General features: G+C 62.2%; 22 protein-coding genes and 1 riboswitch. Of the genes, 16 read left to right on the top strand and 6 right to left on the bottom strand.

Annotation, left to right across the window (positions count from 1 at the left end; translation table 11 throughout):
- Nucleotides 1-11 precede the first annotated feature (11 nt).
- The 3 genes from HS101_18965 to rpmH form a co-directional block, all read right to left on the bottom strand.
- The gene (locus HS101_18965; protein ID MBE7508345.1) at nucleotides 12-1133 is read right to left on the bottom strand and encodes a UDP-N-acetylglucosamine--N-acetylmuramyl-(pentapeptide) pyrophosphoryl-undecaprenol N-acetylglucosamine transferase; all 1122 of its coding nucleotides are present in this window, start codon (nucleotides 1131-1133) and stop codon (nucleotides 12-14) included.
- 32 nt (nucleotides 1134-1165) lie between these two features.
- Entirely contained in the window at nucleotides 1166-2410 is a 1245-nt protein-coding gene (locus tag HS101_18960) for a cell division protein FtsW (protein MBE7508344.1), read from the bottom strand.
- Between the two features lie 345 nt (nucleotides 2411-2755).
- Entirely contained in the window at nucleotides 2756-2899 is a 144-nt protein-coding gene (gene rpmH / locus HS101_18955) for a 50S ribosomal protein L34 (protein ID MBE7508343.1), read from the bottom strand.
- A gap of 468 nt (nucleotides 2900-3367) precedes the next feature.
- Between rpmH and HS101_18950 the strand changes: the two genes are divergently transcribed.
- Together HS101_18950 and HS101_18945 are read left to right on the top strand one after the other, a co-directional pair.
- Nucleotides 3368-3553 carry a histone H1 gene (locus tag HS101_18950; GenBank protein ID MBE7508342.1) on the top strand — a complete coding sequence of 62 codons (186 nt, stop codon included), beginning with the start codon at nucleotides 3368-3370 and terminating at the stop codon, nucleotides 3551-3553.
- Between the two features lie 183 nt (nucleotides 3554-3736).
- Nucleotides 3737-4228 carry a beta-hydroxyacyl-ACP dehydratase gene (locus tag HS101_18945; protein ID MBE7508341.1) on the top strand — a complete coding sequence of 164 codons (492 nt, stop codon included), beginning with the start codon at nucleotides 3737-3739 and terminating at the stop codon, nucleotides 4226-4228.
- 191 nt (nucleotides 4229-4419) lie between these two features.
- Here HS101_18945 and HS101_18940 read toward each other — a convergent pair whose 3' ends face one another.
- Entirely contained in the window at nucleotides 4420-5739 is a 1320-nt protein-coding gene (locus tag HS101_18940) for an IS1380 family transposase (GenBank protein MBE7508340.1), read from the bottom strand.
- Between the two features lie 133 nt (nucleotides 5740-5872).
- Nucleotides 5873-6256 (bottom strand): NfeD family protein, encoded by a 384-nt coding sequence (locus HS101_18935; GenBank protein MBE7508339.1) that lies wholly within the window; start codon nucleotides 6254-6256, stop codon nucleotides 5873-5875.
- A gap of 81 nt (nucleotides 6257-6337) precedes the next feature.
- Between HS101_18935 and HS101_18930 the strand changes: the two genes are divergently transcribed.
- The 8 genes from HS101_18930 (at nucleotide 6338) to thiC (ending at nucleotide 12799) form a co-directional block, all read left to right on the top strand.
- Nucleotides 6338-7414, top strand: coding sequence for a DinB family protein (locus HS101_18930; GenBank protein ID MBE7508338.1), 1077 nt, complete (start codon nucleotides 6338-6340; stop codon nucleotides 7412-7414).
- A gap of 10 nt (nucleotides 7415-7424) precedes the next feature.
- Nucleotides 7425-7658 carry a hypothetical protein gene (locus HS101_18925; GenBank protein MBE7508337.1) on the top strand — a complete coding sequence of 78 codons (234 nt, stop codon included), beginning with the start codon at nucleotides 7425-7427 and terminating at the stop codon, nucleotides 7656-7658.
- A gap of 22 nt (nucleotides 7659-7680) precedes the next feature.
- Entirely contained in the window at nucleotides 7681-8175 is a 495-nt protein-coding gene (locus HS101_18920) for a DinB family protein (GenBank protein MBE7508336.1), read from the top strand.
- 109 nt (nucleotides 8176-8284) lie between these two features.
- Nucleotides 8285-8866 carry a DinB family protein gene (locus tag HS101_18915; GenBank protein ID MBE7508335.1) on the top strand — a complete coding sequence of 194 codons (582 nt, stop codon included), beginning with the start codon at nucleotides 8285-8287 and terminating at the stop codon, nucleotides 8864-8866.
- Nucleotides 8867-8910: 44 nt separating this feature from the next.
- Nucleotides 8911-9038, top strand: a riboswitch (TPP riboswitch).
- A gap of 170 nt (nucleotides 9039-9208) precedes the next feature.
- On the top strand, nucleotides 9209-9661 hold the full coding sequence (tnpA, locus tag HS101_18910; GenBank protein MBE7508334.1) for an IS200/IS605 family transposase: 453 nt from the start codon (nucleotides 9209-9211) through the stop codon (nucleotides 9659-9661).
- A 211-nt stretch (nucleotides 9662-9872) separates the two neighbouring features.
- The gene (locus HS101_18905; GenBank protein MBE7508333.1) at nucleotides 9873-10601 is read left to right on the top strand and encodes a dienelactone hydrolase family protein; all 729 of its coding nucleotides are present in this window, start codon (nucleotides 9873-9875) and stop codon (nucleotides 10599-10601) included.
- A 10-nt stretch (nucleotides 10602-10611) separates the two neighbouring features.
- A complete protein-coding gene (locus HS101_18900; protein MBE7508332.1) occupies nucleotides 10612-11133 on the top strand; it encodes a hypothetical protein in 522 nt (173 codons plus the stop codon).
- Between the two features lie 49 nt (nucleotides 11134-11182).
- Complete coding sequence (thiC, locus tag HS101_18895) at nucleotides 11183-12799, top strand: phosphomethylpyrimidine synthase ThiC (GenBank protein MBE7508331.1); 1617 nt, start codon at nucleotides 11183-11185, stop codon at nucleotides 12797-12799.
- A 26-nt stretch (nucleotides 12800-12825) separates the two neighbouring features.
- On the opposite strand, the gene HS101_18890 is transcribed toward thiC, so the two are convergent.
- Complete coding sequence (locus tag HS101_18890; GenBank protein MBE7508330.1) at nucleotides 12826-13956, bottom strand: cysteine desulfurase; 1131 nt, start codon at nucleotides 13954-13956, stop codon at nucleotides 12826-12828.
- Between the two features lie 102 nt (nucleotides 13957-14058).
- On the opposite strand from HS101_18890, the gene HS101_18885 reads away from it, so the two are divergent.
- From HS101_18885 to HS101_18860, 6 genes are all read left to right on the top strand, one after another.
- Nucleotides 14059-15171, top strand: a complete 1113-nt coding sequence (locus HS101_18885) for an N-acetylneuraminate synthase family protein (protein ID MBE7508329.1) — start codon at nucleotides 14059-14061, stop codon at nucleotides 15169-15171.
- 94 nt (nucleotides 15172-15265) lie between these two features.
- Nucleotides 15266-16147 carry an HDOD domain-containing protein gene (locus tag HS101_18880; GenBank protein MBE7508328.1) on the top strand — a complete coding sequence of 294 codons (882 nt, stop codon included), beginning with the start codon at nucleotides 15266-15268 and terminating at the stop codon, nucleotides 16145-16147.
- Nucleotides 16148-16222: 75 nt separating this feature from the next.
- On the top strand, nucleotides 16223-17395 hold the full coding sequence (locus HS101_18875) for a cystathionine gamma-synthase (protein ID MBE7508327.1): 1173 nt from the start codon (nucleotides 16223-16225) through the stop codon (nucleotides 17393-17395).
- Between the two features lie 163 nt (nucleotides 17396-17558).
- Entirely contained in the window at nucleotides 17559-17999 is a 441-nt protein-coding gene (locus tag HS101_18870) for a hypothetical protein (protein ID MBE7508326.1), read from the top strand.
- A gap of 23 nt (nucleotides 18000-18022) precedes the next feature.
- Nucleotides 18023-18877, top strand: coding sequence for a hypothetical protein (locus tag HS101_18865; protein ID MBE7508325.1), 855 nt, complete (start codon nucleotides 18023-18025; stop codon nucleotides 18875-18877).
- A gap of 79 nt (nucleotides 18878-18956) precedes the next feature.
- On the top strand, nucleotides 18957-19655 hold the full coding sequence (locus HS101_18860; GenBank protein ID MBE7508324.1) for a hypothetical protein: 699 nt from the start codon (nucleotides 18957-18959) through the stop codon (nucleotides 19653-19655).
- Nucleotides 19656-19659: the final 4 nt, after the last annotated feature.

Raw genomic sequence — 19659 nt, 5'->3', positions numbered from 1 at the left:
ATCCACTTCGCCTAGCGCCCGGTTCGCGCCAGTTCGTGCAGCAGGTGCGCCATTTCAGCCGCCGCAGTTTGTCGCCCCAGCGCCGACGCCGCCTGGCGCATCCGGGATCGCCGATGTTCACTCTGCATGAGTTGACGGAGCAAGTCTCGAAGTTTCGCGGCATTCTTCTTCGGCGCATTGGTGTCGTCGATCATCTCCGCCGCGCCGGCATCCACCAGCACTTTCGCATTCGCGTGTTGATGGCGCTTCCGGTCGAACGGATAGGGCAGCAGCACCGACGGCAATCCCATCGCCGTAATCTCCGCAAGGGTCGACGCGCCCGCCCGCGAAATGACGATGTCCGCCGCCGCCATGCAGTGGGCCATCTGCTCCGTGAACGCGATCACGGTCGCCTTGACCCCCGCCCCCTTGTACTTCGCGGCACTTGATTCCTTATCCGCGGACCCGGTCAAATGCACGATCTGCCATTCCGTCGCAACTCTCCAAAGGTCCATCAGCTCGATCATCGTCTCGTTGATCGATCGCGCGCCCTGCGACGCGCCCGTAATCAGCAGCGTCGGCCGTTCCGGATCAAGCTTGAGCGCCCGGCAGCCCGCCTGGCGATTGGTCTTCCCAAACTCCGGTCTGATCGGGCAGCCCGTCACGCGCACGTCGATCCCATCGCCGAACTGATTCTGCGAGTCCGACCATTGCACATAAACCTGATTCACCTTCGGCGCAAATCTGCGATTCGCCCGACCGGGCACGGCGTCCGGATTGAACAGAGCCGTCGGTATTCCCAGCTTCACTCCCGCTGTAATGGCCGGCCCCGAGCCGTATCCGCCAAGGCCGAGAATGACCGCCGGCGTGCGCTCGTTGAAACGATGGCAGGCGTACTTCATCGACTGACGCCACGCCCGAAGAAATCCAGGCCATTGCCAGATCTTCGCCGGGAAAGCGCGCACCTGCTGAGGAACAAGCTCATACCCGCGACGCGTGGTCAGCATCTCATCGATCGGCCGCTTTGTACCGAAGACGGTGATCTCGAAGTCTTCCTGAATGGCGCGCAATGCTTCGGCAACCGCCAGCCCGGGAAAAAGGTGCCCGCCGGTTCCGCCGCCCGCAATAACAAACCAGGGTCGTGTCGCGCTCATGACGCCTCCAGCATATCACCGATGGCCCGGGATCAAAGCTGGGCGGAGAGCGCTGCGTGACTGGGGAAATCTCGCATATCTGCTTGGCCGCGCGCCGGGGCGGCTGTCAGCCCGGAAAATTCGGTCGCTGTCGCTCCGATGCGACGCCGCGCGACGTTAATGAGAAGCCCGAGTAGCAGGCCGTAAAGGATCACCCCGGTGCCGCCCGCGGAAACAAGCGGAAGGCCGATTCCCTTGGTCGGAACCGACACCGTGACCACGGCGACGTTGATAGCAGCCTGAAACCCGAATGTCAGCGTGACCCCAAGGGCGATGAGCCTGCCGAACTCCGTATCCGCATTGTTCATCGCCTTTCGCCCGCTCCAGATCAGAACGGCGAAAAGCCCAAGCACCGCCAACCCGCCGACCAGCCCCAGCTCTTCGCAGATCACCGCGAAGATAAAGTCCGTTCGGCCTTCGGGGAGATAGCCATATTTCTGAATGCCGGCGCCAAGTCCCTGCCCCCACCATCCGCCCGACGCAATGGTGATGAGCGACTGCACCTGGTGATAGCCGCTGCCCTGTGCATCCGCGAACGGGTCCAGGAACGACTTGAGTCGCTCCAGCCGATACGCCTTGGCCGCGAGGAGATAGCACATCCCCGCCACCGCCGGCAGACAGGTCAGTGCCAGGTGCCAGACCTTTGCCCCGGCACCGAGCAACATGCAGCCGCCGACGAGCAGGAGCAGTGCGCCCGTTCCAAAGTCTTCGATTCCCACCAAGGCGCCGTAAATGCCCAGAATGAACATGAGCGGCAACAGGCCGGTGAAGAACTTGCGAATCCGATCGCCCATCTGTCCGCAGATCCCCGCGATCAGCAAAATGACCGAGAGCTTGGCAAGCTCGGACGGCTGAAAGCTCAGGCCTGCGTTCGCGGGGCCCAGTGAAAGCCAGCGCCGCGCGCCATTGCGCTCCTCGCCGATGCCGGGAATCAGCGCCGCGACCAACAGGCCGATCGTGATCAGCGCCAGGAAAACGGTCGGCTGAAACCATGTACGCGGCCGAATCCGCCACGAGTGGTAAGGGCATAATCCGACCATGAGCATCGTAACCAGCGCAGCGAAGGTGAACGTCGCCTGGCGGAAAGATGGATTGGAGAGAATTCGATCGGTGATCGGTGGGGCGGTCAGGCTTGCCCCGGCACTAAAGACCATGACCACGCCAAGACCCATGAGCGACGCCGCGACGATCGAGACCGTCGTACCCGCTGCGGATGGTTTGCTCTCAAGCCAGATCATGGGTCGCCTCCGTGCAACGCCATCGTTAGCGTGGGCCCAGTCCCCTCTGGGAATCCCGCGAAAAGGGGCAGGTCGTGCGCGATCAGCGCATGATTCTACATCGGCGTGTCCGCCCGCCCAAGCCCAGCGGGGGCGATTCCGCAAGTGAATATGCCGCCGCAGGACCGTAGCGAAGGACACACGAAATCTGGGAGGTCGCTCGAAAGTGAACGTCTGAGACGGCCGCCGTGGTCTCCTCCAGCCCAAAGGAACGCGATCTGAGAAACAGCAAGACAGTCATGGGTCCACGGGCGAAAAACGACCGTGGCGGCAGAGAGGTAAATAAGAACAGGGGAGTTGTCGGGGCTAGTACTTTGCCCGAACGTTGACTTGTCGGCCGCGAGCGCGTTTTCGCGAAATAACCTTTCGGCCGCCGGCGGTTCGCATTCTGGCGCGGAAACCCTGTTTGCGAAGTCGCTTACGATAGCTCTTGCGATGTGGATAATGCACGGGAATATCCCTTTGCGGAAGCCGATTCTCTCACAGCCAGGCGGCTCAACCGGCCACCGATCGCCAAATGCTACTGGATGGCGAGTGATCCTTCAAGGCCGCCGATGAGGGCCACAAACGGCGCCTCCGCAGACGGTAGCTCGCGTGAGACGCCGCGCGACATTCTTGCACAATTCCCTCAGCCTGATATTTCAAAACGCCTCAACACGCAGTACATGAGGTCGGCCGAGAGAACCAGGAATATGGCCCTGGAGGCCGAGAATCCGCCCTTGGCAAACCGCCAAAACCGCCATTTTTCACCCAATCCTGCCCAGTGGACCCCATTTATAATGCCAAAATCGACGTTTTGGGGGTTTGACTCGGAATACGCCTCGGTTAGACTCTGCCCAACTTCTGCCCGGCAATGGGCCGTGCCGAAGCAGCAACTGGTCTTTACAACCCATCGCAACAGGATCAGGAGAGCGATCCATGCAGGAATATGAAGCCCTCAAGCAACTTGTGGAAGCATGCGCGGATGACGTAGCCAAGGCCGAAGGCGGCAACAAGGCGGCCGGAACCCGCGTTCGGAAGGCGATGCAGGATATCAAGAATGCCGCACAGAACGTGCGCAAGAAGATTCTTGAAGTGCGTTCCACGGACGACGCCGCGTCATAAGTATTGAAGCGTCGGGGTCGCCCGTAGTGGATTCTGCCCCGGTCAATTGATCTAAGGCCGAGCGATGTTGGTCCATTCTGATCTCGCGCCCGGCGATCAGTCCTGGGACTCTTTCAACGGTTCACGCCCAGGAATCATCACCGGACGGGCAAGATCGAGTGCCCCCCAATAGAGCGCCCCGACATGCCACCCCCGCCCATCATCGACCCGTCGACCCTTGATACAGGCCGGATTCTGCACGACCGGGATAAAATCTATAAATACTTGCCCCAGCGCTTCGAGTTTGCCCAACTCGATGGGATTATCCACGTCGATACCACGCTTCACCACGCGGCGGGCATTCGAAACGTGCGCCCCGATGAATGGTGGTGTCGCGGTCACATGCCCGGCCATCCAATCTTTCCAGGCGTCCTCATGCTGGAGTGTGCGGCGCAATTAGCCGGCTTCGTACAGCACGAATTCGCGCCGTTCGAGGCGGACTACTTCCTCGGATTCGGCGGCGTCGAAAAATGCAAGTTCCGTGGAAGCGTCATTCCACCTGCACAAATCATCCTGGTGGGGCGGATGACCGAGGCACGCAAGCGCAGATTCGTGTGCGACGTGCAGTCGTACTTGGACGGCGAAATGGTCTTCGAAGCCAGCATCTACGGTATGCCGCTCAAGATGGCCCTGTGATTCAGCCTCATCTCTCAAGTCGGCAGGTTCGCCGAAAAGTCACATCGCATTAGCCCGCATATTTCATCAGTGATCTTCGAATGGTGATGGACGGAGTTTTTCGGCTTTGTGCGTGAGCGGAGGGATGAAGGTGGAGGTTGGGGCGCGCAGAGCCCCCTTACCCCCAAGCGGTGATCAGGTTGTTTTTCGGGTCATGATGGGGCGGGCGGGATCAGGCGGAGTCGTGGAACCAGGGATCGCCACAGGTCCTGCAGGGGGCAGCTGCTCGACAGTCGCAGTACGACGCGGCGCACGGAGACGACCACCCGCGCGGCGACCTTGAAGAGTTTCAGGCGAATGGTGTTCACCTGGGCCTCGGCCAGTTCGGTGCCGGCCAGGGCCGTGCGGCGCAGCGTTTCCACCAGGACGTAGGCCGCCGAGGACAACAGCAGCCGGAACTGATTGGCCAGGAAGGCGTGGCAACTGGTGCGATCGGCGAAGAGCCCGAGCTGCTGCTCCTTGATGCGGTTCTCCATGTCGCCGCGGGCCGTGTACAGACCGTCGTAGATATCGTTCGGCGTGCGGTCGGTCAGGTTGGTCACCACGAATCGAACGTTGGGCCCCTGAACCAGCCGCTCGGCCTTGACGATCACGCGGCGCGGGCGATCCCAGGTCTGCGCCGCGTACTCGATCTCGTGGAAGTTCCGCACCTTCTGCTGCGTGGTGGCGAACTGGGCCTCGGCCGCCTGCATGAAGGACTCGGCCGCTTTCTCCAGGACGGTGTTGCGGGCCAGGCCCAGCACGTACTTGACGCCGTGCCGGTCGCACCATTTCATCATTCGCCGGCGGCAGAAGCCGGAATCCCCGCGGACGATGATCCGCACCCCGGGCCACGCCTGTCGCAAGCGCTGCACCAGCAGCTTCAGGATGGGCCAGGCGTGATGGGCCCCGTCGATGTTGCTGGGCCGCAGGTAGGAGACCAGCAGCCGCGAGCCGCAGAACACATACAGCGGTAGGAAGCAGTGGTGGTCGTAATAGCCGTGGAAGAAGCGGCCTTCCTGGTTGCCGTGGATCGGATCGTCGGTCGCGTCGAAGTCGAGGATCAATTCCTCCGGCGGCGATTCATAGGACGCGATGAACTGCTCCACCAGCACACGCGACATTCGTGCCAGGTCGCCGCGCGTGACGCGGTTCTCCAGCCGGCACAAGGTCGGACTGCTGGCCAGCGGCTCATCCGCGCTCGGCGGCCGCCCGGTCAGGACCGCCAGCACGGGATCGCTCCGCAGGGCTTGATGGTCGTTGAGATCTTCGTAGCCCATCGCAATGGCAAAGATGCGCTGGGCCAGCATGACCCGCTGGTCATGTTGAATTCGGGCCGGATCACGCGGGTCGTTGATGACCCCGGCCAGTTGATCGACCAGGCCCAGACGCCGCTCGACCTCCCGAAGCAGCAGACCCCCGGCGTCTGAGGTGAGCGTTCCGCCTGTGAAATCGGCCACGATTTTCTTGCGGCCGAGACTGGAAAAGAACATCGGTTTGCTGTTACAGTCTGTCACGAAAAAGCCTCCCTGCCTATGGACCGGAATGTTCTTACGAAACCCCAGTCTACAGGGCTTCGAGGCTTTTTCTATTCCTATTCAACGCCGACCTGATGAAATATTCGGGTTAGCCCTGTCTCACCCGGCCGCCCGGCCCCGTCTTCGTCGGACCGACCAATAGGACCATGCCCTTCGAAGCGACAACGCGCACCTTCGTGCCCTTGGTGAGCGGCATCATCGGCGCGGCCTGACCTGCCTTCCACCTTCGACCGTTCACCTTCACCTCGCCGATCGCCGTGCCGCGGATTTCCATCGTCACGCGTCCCACTTCGCCGATCGGTTTGGCAATGGTCGCGCCGCACTCAGGACACCGGCCGTTCTCGTTTTCGTTAAGGTCGTAGCCGCACTTTGTGCAAGTGAGCCGTTTTCCACCGCGCGAGCGAAAAATGAGGTATGCCACAATGGCAACGATCAGCAGTGGAAGCGCCCATGCAATGGTAAGCTGGCTCATAGTGTGAACCCGTCAATTGCCGCAAGTATTCTACTTAGCTACGATGTAATCAAGTTTACTTAATCCATTGGGTGCAATCATATGCGCGTAGAAACAATCCGCGAGTGGTTCTGCCATGGTCGATGGGCCAATGATCGGATCCTCGCCGCCGCGAAGGAGCTGCCCGACGAGGCCCTGGACCGCAAGTTCGACATGGGCCCCGGCTCCCTCCGTGAGACTTTGCGTCATATCTACGGAGCCGATCGAATCTGGTTCGAACGCATCGGCGGTGCCAACGCCGCCGCCATGCCGCACGCCCGCGACCTTGCAGCGATTCCCCAGCTCATCGACGCCTCGCAAAAACTCGACGACGCCCGATCGGCCTGGCTCGCAGGGCTCTCCGACGAGGCTGTGCGCCAACCCATCAACTACAAGAGCATGAAGGGCGATCCCTACACCAATAAGCTTTGCGACATCCTCCTTCACGTCTGCACCCACGGCATCCACCACCGCGCTCAGGTCATGGCCATGCTGCGGCAAATCGGTAAGCCGCTTATCAACCTCGATTACATTTTCATGCGCATCGAGCGCCCGACGCTGCGACTCGCCGACCAGCGAACCATTGACGCACTCACCGCCAAAGGGCGTATCGTCGGCACGACGCTCAGCGACCCGGCCCTCCTCTGCGCCGGCACGCTTCGATACCTCCACGACTTCAGCGACTGGGCCAACGAGCAGATCTTTGCAATCGCAGGCGCGCTTGATGACGCCGCCCTCGACAAGGAGTTCGAGTTCGGCTGTGGCTCGCTGCGCAAGACGCTTCACCACATCGTCGCCGCCGAGTCAGGCTGGCTCGCAAACTGGCGCGACGGCGCTCAAATTGTCATCGCCCCGCCCCGGCCCGGCAGGCCGGTCAGCGACATCAAGGCCGAGTTCGACCGAACCACGCAAGATCGCCGGGCGTATCTCGAAGGGCTGGACGACGCATCGCTGCACCGCGAAATTATCGCAGGCGGGGCGGAGGGAATTCGCCTGTACTTACGGCTCGGCGAAGTCATTCTTCAGGTCGCCGGCCACGGCATGCACCATCGCGCCCAGGCCCTCAACATGCTCCGGCATGTCGGAGCGATGACACCGGCCCTGGACCTGATCGGCTGGGCAAGACTACCCAGGAATTGAGGCACCGACGATGTTTACGCGTCACTACTACGTTGACGTTGCTCAGCTTCTCGCGTGCCTGTTCTTCGGCATCATGTCGACCGTGTTTTGGAATGGCCTCTTCCGAGAGGATCGCACCGGTTGGGAGGTTGCCCGTTTCTCGACTTGTCTGCTTATCTTCGCATTCAGCGCTTTCAGCTTTCTGAAGACCTGGTTTCGCGATTCAATCCCGGAAGACAAGGATTCCAACGATAATCCCAATTAGCGCGAATACGGGAGCATTGATCATGCAACTTGCAACCCTGTCCGAATTCCTCAAGTACAGCAACTGGGCAAATAGCGAAATCCTCCGGCACAGCGAAAAACTCACCGACGCCCAGCTCGATCAGCCCTTCGACATGGGCCTGGGCTGTCTGCGCCGCACCTTGATTCATATTCACGCCGGCGAGCACGTCTGGCTCCAGCGCTGGCAGGGCCGCACCGAGACCCCGTGGCCCAATGAACTCGTAAAGACGCCAGTCGCCGAAATCGCCGCCCACTTCGCGAGGACCTACGAAGAGCGGGCAACCTTTCTCTCCAAAGTGACCGACGGCGATCTGCAAAACCCGATCACCTACCGCGACTCCAAGGGCAGCCTCTTTAAGGCCACCCTCGGCGACATGATCATGCAGGCCATCCTGCACTCGACCCATCACCGCGCCCAGGCCGTCAACATGCTCCGCCGCGCGGCCGGTGCCGCTGTCGAGCTGGATTACATGATGTCGGTGCGAAAGCCTGCGTGATCGGCGGCAACAAGTTTCGATGATGGGCAGCGCCCACGGGCCCAGAATCTGCTCGTGCAAGGCGCCCACATCGACATCGTAGATTTCTTGTGACCCACAGGAGAACCTGATGCAGTTCGATCTGAAATCGGCAATCGAAGTCCTGCGACGAACACCGGGCGTCCTTCGCGCAATGCTCGCCGGCCTCGACCGCGAGTGGACCCACAGCAATTACGGGAAGGACACCTTCAGTCCCTTCGACGTTGTCGGACATCTCATCGCCGGCGAAAAAAACGACTGGCTCCACCGCATAAAAGTCCTCCTCGAACATGGCGAGTCGCGCCCCTTCGATCCCGTCGACCGCTATGCGCAATTCGAAGACAGCCGGGGCAAATCGCTCGATCAACTTCTCAATGAGTTCGAGCGGCTGCGAAAATCCAATCTGGACTCGCTCGCAAAAATGGGTCTGGCCGAAAATGACTTCACCAGAAAAGGCGTTCACCCCGCCCTCGGATCGGTCACGCTGAGTAACCTGCTCTCGACCTGGGTCGCGCACGATTTGAACCACATCGCCCAGATCGCCAAGTGCATGGCCACGCAGTACGAGGAAGCTGTCGGCCCCTGGCGCGAGTTCCTCGGCGTCTTGCGAACACCGGTCACAAGAATGGACGCCGATGGCGCATCTCGCCGCGCAGCCGCAGTGAGCGGCTGATTTCGCCATCGCTTGCTAACCCGGCCGCTTCAAACTAGGATCATTTCGTTCGCTAGGGGTGTCCGCCAGATACGGACTGAGAGCCGGCCGCGCGAGCCGGAACCCTTAGAACCTGATCACCGATGTCCGCAAATGCGGAACGAGGTGCGTAGGGAAGCGGGCGACATGTCGGTCTTGTACTCCACAATGTTAGCCTTGGCCGCTGCTTCCGCTACGTTCCCCGCGCGCAGCCGTTCTTGCATTTGCCCCGATAGGGGCTCAGGCTCGTAGCCGCGGGCGTAAGCCCGTGGACCAAGTCGTTGCGAAAGGACCTAGCCCTGAAGGGGCGGCGGAGTCAATCGAATGCCCGGAACGCATTCCAAATTGCTCTATCACGTCGTCTTCAGCACCAAGCGCCGACAAATGATGATGAAGGCCGATACCGCACCCCGCATTCATGAATACCTTGGCGGCATCGTTCGCAGTGAGGGCGGCATCTCCTACGCCATCGGCGGCATGCCGGACCATGTCCATCTTCTTTTTCGTTGGAGAACGGACGAATCGCTCTCGAATCTAATGCGTGACATGAAATGCAATTCGTCGCGATGGGTTCATGAGACTTTCCCGGACATGGCCGCCTTCGCATGGCAGGATGGATACGGAGCGTTCACCGTGAGCCAGTCGCAGAAGGATACGGTGGAACGATACATCGCGAACCAGGATGCCAACCATCGCGGGCGGTCCTTTCAGGATGAATATGTGAATCTTTTGAAAGCACATCAGGTGGATTATGACGAACGATTCCTCTGGGACTAACGAGTGCGCGAATCGGGGCGCTCTGTCGCCCCCATTGGGGCTCAGTGTTCACAACGCGAACTCTCCACGGGCTTTCGCCCGTGGCTACGAGCCGTCGGCCCCGTTCGGGGCAAATTTCAAGTCGTCCATCATTCAAGCACCGTTGAAGGCATTATGCGTTTTCATTGTCTGCTGCCTCACCCCGCAATACGCAGGCGCTCAACCCGGCTCCATGACGCGGCAGGAAGCCAAGTCCGATGCGAAGCCTGAAATCGAAACAGAAACAATCACCCTCGGCTCCGGCGAGCACAAGTTCTCCGCCTACACGGCGATCCCAAAGTCCGCCAAACCCGGCCCCGCCATCATCCTCATCCACGAGTGGTGGGGGCTCAACGATTGGGTCAAGCAGCAGGCCGATCGCTTCGCCGCCAAGGGCTACGTCGCCATTGCGCCGGACCTTTATCACGGCGAGGTCGCCGAAGACGGCGAGCACGCCCACGAACTCATGCGCGGACTCGCCGACGAGCGCGCCATCGCCGACATGAAATCAGCCTTCGACTATCTGGCGACGCACAAGTCGGTGGACAAGAAGCGCATCGGCATCATCGGCTGGTGCATGGGCGGAGGGCTGGCACTCAAGCTGGCCATCGCCGAACCGAAGCTGGCCTGCACCGTCATGTGCTACGGCCGCCCCGTCATCGACGTCGACCAACTCAAAAAGATCAAAGGCCCGCTGCTCGGCATCTGGGGCGCGACCGACCGCGGCATCGAAGTGCCCCCGTTTGAAAAAGCCCTCAAAGAGGCCGGCGTAAAGGCAACGCACCACATCTACCCCGGCGCAGGCCACGCCTTCCTCAATGAAACCAACAAGCGCGGCTACAACGCCGATCAGGCGAAAAAGGGCTGGGCGGAGATCGACGGTTTTTTCACGGCGAATTTGCGCAGCAAGAGTCCAATGTGAGCACGGTAAGATGACCTATGTCAGGACAAGCTGGTGGAGGGCCGTATTAATTGCCTATCCATTGAGTGGGGCGGCAATGGGTTTGGCCCTTCCTGCGATGAAGGCCTATGCCGCGTCGCAGTTTGGACGAGCCGGCTTGGCCGTCTTCGCCGTCATCAATGTGATCCTGCCAAGCGTGATCGTCGGACTCGCAGCGCTCTATCCGCGTTTCAGTGTCGCCGTAGTTGGGACCTTTCTCGCAACACTTGCGTTCATGCTCGCCGCCGGAATGGGGCCCACGATGATCACATCGCCCTATGTCCGGTCGCTGCTCCAGTCGATCGGCCCGGTCGGGACAGTTGCCTTCGTGATCTATCACATCCTGGCCGCCGGCACCGTTGTCGTTGTCAGATTCTGGCGACAAGTCGGCGCCCCGCCGGACCCGCGAGCTTGTACCTATTGCGGCTATTTCCTCGTGGGGCTGAAGGAGCCAAGATGCCCGGAATGCGCAAAGCCGTTCGATCCAATTCAGATTTCAATGGTGGAAAGGTAATTCAATGACCCAACTAAAAGCAGCCCGCAAGGGCCTCATCACCCCCGAAATGATCCGCGTCGCCCAGCGCGAGTGCACCACGCCTGAGTTCATCCGCGACGAAGTCGCCCGCGGCCGCCTCGTCATTCCCGCAAACGTCCGTCACCTCGCGGGCAGCGCCGGCGAAGCGCCGAAGACCCGATCGATCGGCCACAACGGCGATCGCCAGCAAGTCGTCGACGTGGACCACCCCGATTCCCCGACCGGCCACCCCGGTTTCCGCGATGGCTCCTCCTTCTGGGTCAACCAGTCCGTCACCCAGCGATGGACCGTCATTAACGACGCCGCCTACTGCCGCGGCCAGCGCGCCCCCAAGCGCCTCGACCCCATGGGCATCGGGCGCATGATCACCACCAAGATCAACGCCAACATCGGCGCATCCCCGGTCGCCAGTGATACAAAGCTCGAAGTCGAAAAGCTCATGTGGGCCCAGAAGTACGGCGCCGACACCCTCATGGACCTCTCCACCGGCGGCAATCTCATCGAGTGTCGCCAGGCCATCATCGACCACAGCACCATCCCCATCGGCACCGTCCCGATCTACAGCATGATCATCGGCCGCAACATCGAAGACCTCTCCCACGACGACATCCTCAAGGAAGTCGAACGCCAGGCCAGGCAGGGCGTCGACTACTTCACCATCCACGCCGGTGTCCGCAAGGACAACCTGCACCTCATCAAGAAGCGCATCACCGGCCTCGTCTCCCGCGGCGGCTCGCTCCTTGCCAAGTGGATGATCTACCACAACAAAGAAAACCCCATGTACACGCTCTTCGATGAGATCAGCGCCATCATGGCGGAGTACGACGTGACCTATTCGCTCGGCGACGGCGTTCGGCCCGGCTGTCTGGCCGATGCCGGCGACGCGGCACAGATCGCCGAACTGGAAGCGCTCGGCGAGTTGGTCTTTCGCGCACGCGAAATCGGCGTGCAGACCATGGTCGAGGGTCCGGGCCACGTCCCGCTCCACGAGATCGCCTGGAACATGCAGATCGAGCAGCGCATTTGCGACGATGCCCCATTCTACGTCCTCGGCCCGCTCGTGACCGACGTCTTCCCCGGCTACGACCACATCACCAGTTGCATCGGCGCCACCGAGGCGGCCCGCGCCGGAGCGGCCATGCTCTGTTACGTCACGCCCAAGGAACACGTGGGCCTGCCCAAGGCCGACGACGTCAAGCAGGGCTGCATCGCCTACAAGATCGCCGCACACGCCGGAGACGTCGCCCGCGGCATTCAGGGCGCCCGCCAGTGGGACGACGACATGAGTCGCGCCCGCGCCGCCTTGAACTGGCCGAAGCAGTTCGAGATCGCCTTCGACGGCGAGACGGCGCGAGCCCTGCACGACGAAGACCTCGACGTCGATACCGACTTCTGCGCCATGTGCGGCCACGACTGGTGCAGCATGCGTATCAGCAAGGAGATCACCGAGTGGGCCAGCGGCAAGGCCGAAGGCTTCACTCCAGAAAAGGCGGCCGCGAAGAGCCCCGGCCTCACCCAGGAGCAGGTTGAGTTTCTCGCCCACCGCGGACAGAAGCATGCATGCCACAGCGAAAACGTGGAAGACGTCGAAGAAGCCAAGCGCGTCCAACGCGAATACGTGCAGATCGGCCGATCAGATTCGTAGCGCTCCGTGATGGTTGGTAGCGGCGTTCAATGAATGGGGCGATCTGAATTCGCGGCTCTGACAATCAGCCCGATCGCGCGATCGATCTCGTCCTCCGTCGTCGGTCGTCCGATGGAGAATCTCACCGCGCCGATTGCTCGCTCCCGCGAAATCCCCATCGCCGTCAAGACGGCCGACGGCTTGGCATCCCCGGAGTGACACGCCGCCCCGGTCGAAGCACAAATCTCCGGGACCCGCGCAAGCAGCTCGCCGCCGACGAATCCGAGGAAGCTCACGTTGAGCGTCCCCGAAAGACGCAGGGTCTTATGACCATTGAGCACGATTCGATCGCCGAAGGCCTCAGACAACCCCGCCCACAGTCGATCGCGCAGCCGCACAATCGTCGGATCACTCAAGTGCGCCGCCGCCAGCTCCGCCGCCTTGCCGAGCCCGACCGACATGATGACGTTTTCAGTCCCCGCCCGACGGCCGGACTCCTGCGATGCGCCGCAAATCAGCGGCTCAACCTCCACACCGCTGCGAACGTACAGCGCCCCGATCCCCTTGGGCGCATACAGCTTGTGCCCGGCAATGGAGACAAAATCCGCCTGCATGGCCTTCACATCAACCGGCGCCTTGCCCATTGACTGCGCCGCATCGACGTGAAATGCCACGCCCGCCGATTTGGCGATCGCGCCAATCTCCGCAATCGGCTCCAGCGTGCCCACCTCGTTTTGTGCGTGCATCACGCTGATGAGAATCGTCTCCGGCCGGATGGCCCGCCGAATTTCCTCAGGATCAACTCGACCCGTGGCATCGACGCCCACCGCCGTAAACCTGTAACCGCGTTTCTCCAGCCGGCGCATCGGCTCAATCGTCGCCGGGTGTTCGACCGCCGTCGTGACAAAGTGCCGTCCCTTCGAGGCGCTAAGCTCGGCGACGCTCTTGATCGCCATGTTGCCGGCCTCGGTCCCGCCGCTGGTAAAAATGATCTCCGACGTATCGGCATTGATCAGCCGGGCAACCGACCGCCGCGCCGAAGCGACCGCCTCTTTGGCCTTCTTGCCGAGGTCATGGCCGCTGGACGGGTTGCCGAAATGCGTCTCAATAAACGGCCGCATTGCATCCGCTACGGCTGGGTCAATCGGCGTCGTCGCGTTGTAGTCGAGATAAATCATCGCGGTATCCCCGTAGTCTCTCGGTCCGCGCCGGCGATTTCATGATACCATCACCGCAGAACGGAGCGAACCCATTGCCGATCAGAAGCCGATGATAACAGCATGGAGAAGACCCCTTCGGCTCAGATCGGTTCCCGGTTGATCGACCTCGATCATCCCGTCTACGTCATTGCCGAGGCTGGCGTCAATCACAACGGAGACTTCGCGACGGCCTGCAGGCTGATTGAGGCGGCCGCGCAATCGGGCGCCGACGCCGTGAAGTTCCAGCTTTTCTCCGCCGACCGTCTCGCCTCGCCGGATGCCCCGACCTGCCAATACCAGAAAGTTCACCTCAACGGCGCATCCTCGCAACTGGAAATGCTGCGCAAGCTCGAGCTCCCGCCCGATGATTTCCACCGGCTAAAAGCCCGCGCGGACGAGTTCGGCATCGACTTCCTGTGCACTCCCTTCGGCGTTGCCGAAGTCGACACGCTCGCCCGGCTTCCCGTCGCCGCGATCAAGATCGCCTCGCCCGACATCGTAAACGTCCCCCTCCTTCGCGCCGTCGGTTCAACCGGCCTGCCGATCATCGCCTCCACCGGCGCAGCAGACTTGGACGAGGTCCGCGCAGCCGTCGACATCTTCCGCCGAGCCGGCGCCGCTGATCGACTCATGTTGCTGCACTGCGTCTCGGCCTATCCGACGCCGGTTTCCCACACTCGGCTCCGTTGCATGTCCGCGTTGTCTCAGGAGTTCAACCTCCCGGTCGGTTTCAGCGACCATACCGCCGAACGCGAATTCAGTGCGCTCGCCGTCGCCGCCGGAGCGGTAATCCTTGAAAAGCATCTGACCCTGGACCGCAGCGCCGAAGGCCCCGATCACTTCTTCTCGCTGACGCCCGACGACTTCGCAAAATACACGGCCGCCGCCCGGGAAGCATTCGCCGCCCGCGGCTCCGGTGTTGTCGCGCCGACGGAAAAGGAAGTGGAAGTCCGCAATCTGTCTCGCGGCAGCATCGTCGCTGCGCGGCACATTCCGGCCGGGTCCGTCATTCGTCCGGATTCGCTCACCGTCCGCCGCCCCGGCGACGGAATCTCACCCGCCGATTGGGACGCTGTCGTCGGCGCCACCGCAGCGACCGATATTGTCGCCGGAACCCCTCTACAGTATTCCCACCTCCAATCTCCAATATCCGGCCGTTTGTGCCGACCCGCCCAGTTGGATCGTACTGTTTAGAAATGAAGGTCGCTCGCTGCCGCGCCGATACTGAGCAGCAAGGTTGCCCGCAGACCGGGTTTACCTGCACAACTGAAACTAGAGAGGGTCGGTCATGCTTACGGCGATCAAAGGCAAAAGCGAGACGGATAAATTCGTGGCCTCCGCGATCGCGGATCTCGGCGAGATCGCAACGCTCCCCGAAGTCACCGTCAAGATCATTCAGGTCGTCGAGAATCCCAAATCGACCGCCCGCGACCTCCACGAAGTCATCAAGAACGATCCGGCCCTGTCCGCACGACTCCTCAAGGTCGTCAACTCGGCCTTCTACGGACTGCCCGGCCAGATCGCCAGCGTCGATCGCGCCATCGTGCTGCTCGGGCTTTCGGCGGTGAAGAACATCGCCATCGCCGCCTCGATGACGCACCTGTTCAACGCGGGCAGCTCCATCGAAGGCTTCAGCGGTTCGGAACTCTGGCGACACAGCGTCGCCGTCGGCGTCGCCTGCCGAATGCTCGCCAAGGCACAGGGACACCCGCCGGTCGAAGAGAGCTTCCTCGTCGGCCTCATCCACGATCTCGGCATTCTTGTCGAACGCCAGGTATTCCCGAAGCAGTTGGCCGACGTCGTCACGCGCCATCGCGCCGACGGCGGCAGCTTCTGCGAACTCGAGCAGGAGATCATCGGCGCCGACCACCAGGCCTTCGGAATGGCCCTCGCCAATAAGTGGCGATTCCCCATGCACCTTTGCGCCGCCATCGGTTACCACCACAAGCCCATGGAACTCGCCGCGGCAACCCGCGAACTCGGCGCCCTCGTCCATGTCGCCGACGTCCTGGCATGCCAGGCACAACTCGGCTTCTCCGGCACCGCCGTGAACGAGACCTACGACGACGCGATGCTCGAACTCCTCCACCTCGACCAGGAAAAGGTGCAGGAAGTCGTCGCCCAGTTGCCGGAACAGGTCGCTATCACCGAGTCGATCTTCTCCGACTAACCCCCGGCCCCATCGCTGGCCTCGCTTCGCCGTATCGCTACAATGACCTCCGGAAGAAATTATCCGGAGGCACCCATGCAATTTTCCACGCGAGCGATCCACGTCGGCCAGGAAGCGGACCCTTCCACCGGCGCCACCATCGTCCCCATCTTTCAAACCTCGACCTACACCCAGCAGGGCATCGGCGAGCACAAGGGCTTTGAATACTCCCGCACCGGCAATCCGACCCGTGCCGCTCTTGAAGCCTGTCTCGCCTCGCTCGAAGGCGCCAAGTACGGCCTCGCGTTCGCCTCCGGGACAGCCGCCAGCGCCGCGGTCATGAACCTCCTCTCCTCGGGCGACCACGTTGTCTGCGCCGACGACGTCTACGGCGGCACCTACCGTCTCTTCGAGCTCGTCCTCAAGCGCTACGGCATGGAATACTCCTGGGTCGACATGACCAACCCGGACAACGTCCGCAAGGCGATTCGCCCCAACACCAAAATGCTCTGGATCGAGACGCCCACGAATCCGCTGCTCAATCTCGTGGACATCGCCGCCATATCGGAGATCGGCAAGGCCTCCAAACTCATCACCGTCGTCGATAACACCTTCGCCAGTCCATATCTCCAGCAGCCCCTCGAGCTGGGCGCCAACATCGTCGTTCACAGCACCACCAAGTATCTCGGCGGTCACAGCGACGTCGTCGGCGGGGCGATGATGACCAGCGACGAAAAACTCTACACCACCATCAAGTACCATCAGAACGCCGTCGGCGGCGTGCCCGGCGCCTTCGATTCCTGGCTGGTCATGAGGGGTGTCAAGACGTTGGCAGTCCGCATGAAGGCCCACTGCGAAAACGCCCTGGAGATCGCCCGCTGGCTCGAGGGTCACGACGCCGTCGAAAAAGTTATCTACCCCGGCCTCACCTCCCACAAGCAGCACGCCCTCGCCCAGCGCCAGATGCGCGGCTTCGGCGGCATGGTGTCCTTCGTCATCAAGGGCGGAGAGGCCGCTGCCCGCAGCATCGCCGGAAAGACGCATCTCTTCGCCCTCGCCGAAAGCCTCGGCGGCGTTGAGAGCCTGATCGGCCATCCCGCCACCATGACCCATGCGAGCATTCCCCGGGCCGATCGCGAGGCCCGCGGCATCACCGACGGCCTGCTGCGCCTCTCCGTCGGCATCGAGGATGTTGACGATCTGATTGCCGACCTGGAGGCCGCATTCCGACCGCTGGCCGCCGCCCGGCCGACACCGGCGCGCGTTTAGTCCTTCGGGGCGTTTACGGGATGATCGCAGGGCCCGCCGTCGCAATTGACACGCGCCCGTCATCCCATTAGCCTTTTCCTGCTCGTGAGTTAGCAGCGGTCCTGTCGGTGGCAAGCGCCGCCGTCCACCAGCTGACAACCTCCTTTTGCCAAGGTCCAGATCGATGACCCGCCAATCGAAGTCCTGGCTTTACATTGCGGCGCTCGCCCTCATCCTCCCGGGATGCAAGAAAGAGACCGGCGCGCCGACGATTCTCCCATCGCGCGCTCAGCCCTTCGTGGCCGACGTGCCGGTCCCCAAGGGCTTCAACCTCGACCGCGAGAAGTCAGACCACAGCTACACCGAGGGTCGCCGCAAGATCAAGCACTTTTACATGGGCAGCCAGGATCTCCAGTCTGTCCGCAACTTTTATTACGACAAGATGCCCTCCGGCCAGTGGCGCCTCGTCGATGAGACGCTTGCTTCCGGCGTGTACACCCTGAAATACAAGAAGTTCGAAGAGGCCTGCGAAGTTCGCATCGAGAAGATCCCCGCGAAGCTGTTCAAACCCAGCACGCAGATCGTCGTCACCGTGAAGACGCCTCACCTTGAGTCCAACTACTAGCACCATTTGAGCACCCACCGATCATGAAGACCGAACGAAGGCGCGAATTACATACCAACGAACTGGCCCAGCAGATCGATCAGGTCAGCGACTACGTCCGCAAGAATGCGATTCACCTCCTCCTCGGCGGGGGCATCGCCCTGGTTGTCGTTCTCGGCGGCTACTGGTTCATTGCCGGCCAGCGCGCCAAGGTCATGGACGGCTGGGCGAGCCTGAGTGACAGCACTCTGGCAGCCGACCCATCCGGCGCCATCCTCCGCTACAAGGAGGTCGCCACCACCAGCAGCGATGCGGCCCTGGTCCTCGCCGCGTGGAGCCGCATCGGCGAAGTCGCCATGGGGCAGATCGTCGCCAACGATAAGGCCACCGCTTCCACCACCGACTGGCAGAAGACCGCCGAAGAGGCCTACACCAAGGTCGCCGCCCTGGCCGGCCCCGCCGATGCCGTCGCGCGCGGCCAGGCGGAGATCGTTCTCGGCGTTCTCGCCGAAAACAAGGGCGACTTCGCAGCGGCCCGTGCGCACTACCAGAAGGTCGCCGAGGCTGACGCCTACAAGAACACGCCCCTTCCCCAGCAGGCGAAGTTTCGCCTCGCCGGTCTCGATGAGTGGTCCAAGCCCGTCTCGTTCCCGCCGGCTGCCTTGACCGTTGCCGCGCCCGATCCGGGCGCCGCCTCATCGACGCCCGCCTCTTCAACCCCCGGCTCGACCAACGATCAGACCCTGATCATGTCGAAGACCATCGACCTCAAGTCGGGCCAGGCCGTTGGCACTGACGGCAAGACGATTCCCGTGCGCGTCCTGCCCGGTGAAGAGGCCGGCCAGACCCCGCCCACGCCGCCCGCCGTCCCAACGACTCAGCCCGCCACCGGAGGCTGATCGCCGCCCATCCCGGCCCGCTCCAGCCCGCTCCGCCGCCTCATTGCCGCCTCGCCCCCTTCGCGGTACAAGTGCGCCAATGCTTCCACAGACCATCAAAACCCGCGGCCTGCATGTCGGCGTCCGTTTCGCCCCGGCCGCCGTTCTCGACAAGGCCCACAAGCAGCAGTTCCAGATCAAGGCCAGCGAAGGCTTCGACTGGCGCAAGCAGGAATACGCCGACAACGCCTGGCACCTCGTCAGCCCCCAGTCGCAGGGCGACCCGCGCAGCCAACTCAAGCTTTCGGTCAGTCCCGACCTGCTCAACTTCGAGGATTTCTTCCCCATCGGCCCCTTCGATGTCTATCTCGATAATCTCAAGCTCGCCCTGGAGACGGTCGCGTCGGTCTTCAACCCGCGACTGATCGTCGCCACCGGCATCATCATCCGCCTCACCGCCCAGTCCGCCGGCGACGACGCCCGCGTCTTCCTCGGCCAGCGCTGCCTCGGCCTCGACGCCCGGCTTAGCCCGCTCGGCCGCCCGGTCCACGCCGTCGGTCTCAAGCTCCTGCTGCCGCCGCTGCCCGGCCCGGACAAGCCCAACTGGCAGGCCGAGGTGAAGGTGGAGACCCTGATCGAGGACGTGCGGCAGTTGTTCATCGAGGTAGACGCCCGCTGGGCCCAACCCGGCCCCTGGGACCCGCAGGTAGCGGTGGACCGGGCCAAGATCGCCCACGAATTCACGACGACGCGGATTGTGGAGCTGCTGAAGGAACTGGGCGGCAGCGATCCGGCCTAAGTAG

This window comes from Planctomycetia bacterium, assembly GCA_015075745.1.
Taxonomy (GTDB): domain Bacteria; phylum Planctomycetota; class Phycisphaerae; order UBA1845; family UTPLA1; genus UTPLA1.
This window is presented reverse-complemented; position numbering and strand designations above follow the sequence as displayed.

Excerpts from the sequence above, each read along its gene's own strand:
- HS101_18965 (MBE7508345.1), bottom strand. The coding sequence starts at position 1,133 with ATGAGCGCGACACGACCCTGGTTTGTTATTGCGGGCGGCGGAACCGGC.
- HS101_18960 (MBE7508344.1), bottom strand. The coding sequence starts at position 2,410 with ATGATCTGGCTTGAGAGCAAACCATCCGCAGCGGGTACGACGGTCTCG.
- HS101_18950 (MBE7508342.1), top strand. The coding sequence starts at position 3,368 with ATGCAGGAATATGAAGCCCTCAAGCAACTTGTGGAAGCATGCGCGGAT.
- HS101_18945 (MBE7508341.1), top strand. The coding sequence starts at position 3,737 with ATGCCACCCCCGCCCATCATCGACCCGTCGACCCTTGATACAGGCCGG.
- HS101_18940 (MBE7508340.1), bottom strand. The coding sequence starts at position 5,739 with ATGTTCTTTTCCAGTCTCGGCCGCAAGAAAATCGTGGCCGATTTCACA.
- HS101_18935 (MBE7508339.1), bottom strand. The coding sequence starts at position 6,256 with ATGAGCCAGCTTACCATTGCATGGGCGCTTCCACTGCTGATCGTTGCC.
- HS101_18930 (MBE7508338.1), top strand. The coding sequence starts at position 6,338 with ATGCGCGTAGAAACAATCCGCGAGTGGTTCTGCCATGGTCGATGGGCC.
- HS101_18925 (MBE7508337.1), top strand. The coding sequence starts at position 7,425 with ATGTTTACGCGTCACTACTACGTTGACGTTGCTCAGCTTCTCGCGTGC.
- HS101_18920 (MBE7508336.1), top strand. The coding sequence starts at position 7,681 with ATGCAACTTGCAACCCTGTCCGAATTCCTCAAGTACAGCAACTGGGCA.
- HS101_18915 (MBE7508335.1), top strand. The coding sequence starts at position 8,285 with ATGCAGTTCGATCTGAAATCGGCAATCGAAGTCCTGCGACGAACACCG.
- tnpA (MBE7508334.1), top strand. The coding sequence starts at position 9,209 with ATGCCCGGAACGCATTCCAAATTGCTCTATCACGTCGTCTTCAGCACC.
- HS101_18905 (MBE7508333.1), top strand. The coding sequence starts at position 9,873 with ATGACGCGGCAGGAAGCCAAGTCCGATGCGAAGCCTGAAATCGAAACA.
- HS101_18900 (MBE7508332.1), top strand. The coding sequence starts at position 10,612 with ATGACCTATGTCAGGACAAGCTGGTGGAGGGCCGTATTAATTGCCTAT.
- thiC (MBE7508331.1), top strand. The coding sequence starts at position 11,183 with ATGATCCGCGTCGCCCAGCGCGAGTGCACCACGCCTGAGTTCATCCGC.
- HS101_18890 (MBE7508330.1), bottom strand. The coding sequence starts at position 13,956 with ATGATTTATCTCGACTACAACGCGACGACGCCGATTGACCCAGCCGTA.
- HS101_18885 (MBE7508329.1), top strand. The coding sequence starts at position 14,059 with ATGGAGAAGACCCCTTCGGCTCAGATCGGTTCCCGGTTGATCGACCTC.
- HS101_18880 (MBE7508328.1), top strand. The coding sequence starts at position 15,266 with ATGCTTACGGCGATCAAAGGCAAAAGCGAGACGGATAAATTCGTGGCC.
- HS101_18875 (MBE7508327.1), top strand. The coding sequence starts at position 16,223 with ATGCAATTTTCCACGCGAGCGATCCACGTCGGCCAGGAAGCGGACCCT.
- HS101_18870 (MBE7508326.1), top strand. The coding sequence starts at position 17,559 with ATGACCCGCCAATCGAAGTCCTGGCTTTACATTGCGGCGCTCGCCCTC.
- HS101_18865 (MBE7508325.1), top strand. The coding sequence starts at position 18,023 with ATGAAGACCGAACGAAGGCGCGAATTACATACCAACGAACTGGCCCAG.
- HS101_18860 (MBE7508324.1), top strand. The coding sequence starts at position 18,957 with ATGCTTCCACAGACCATCAAAACCCGCGGCCTGCATGTCGGCGTCCGT.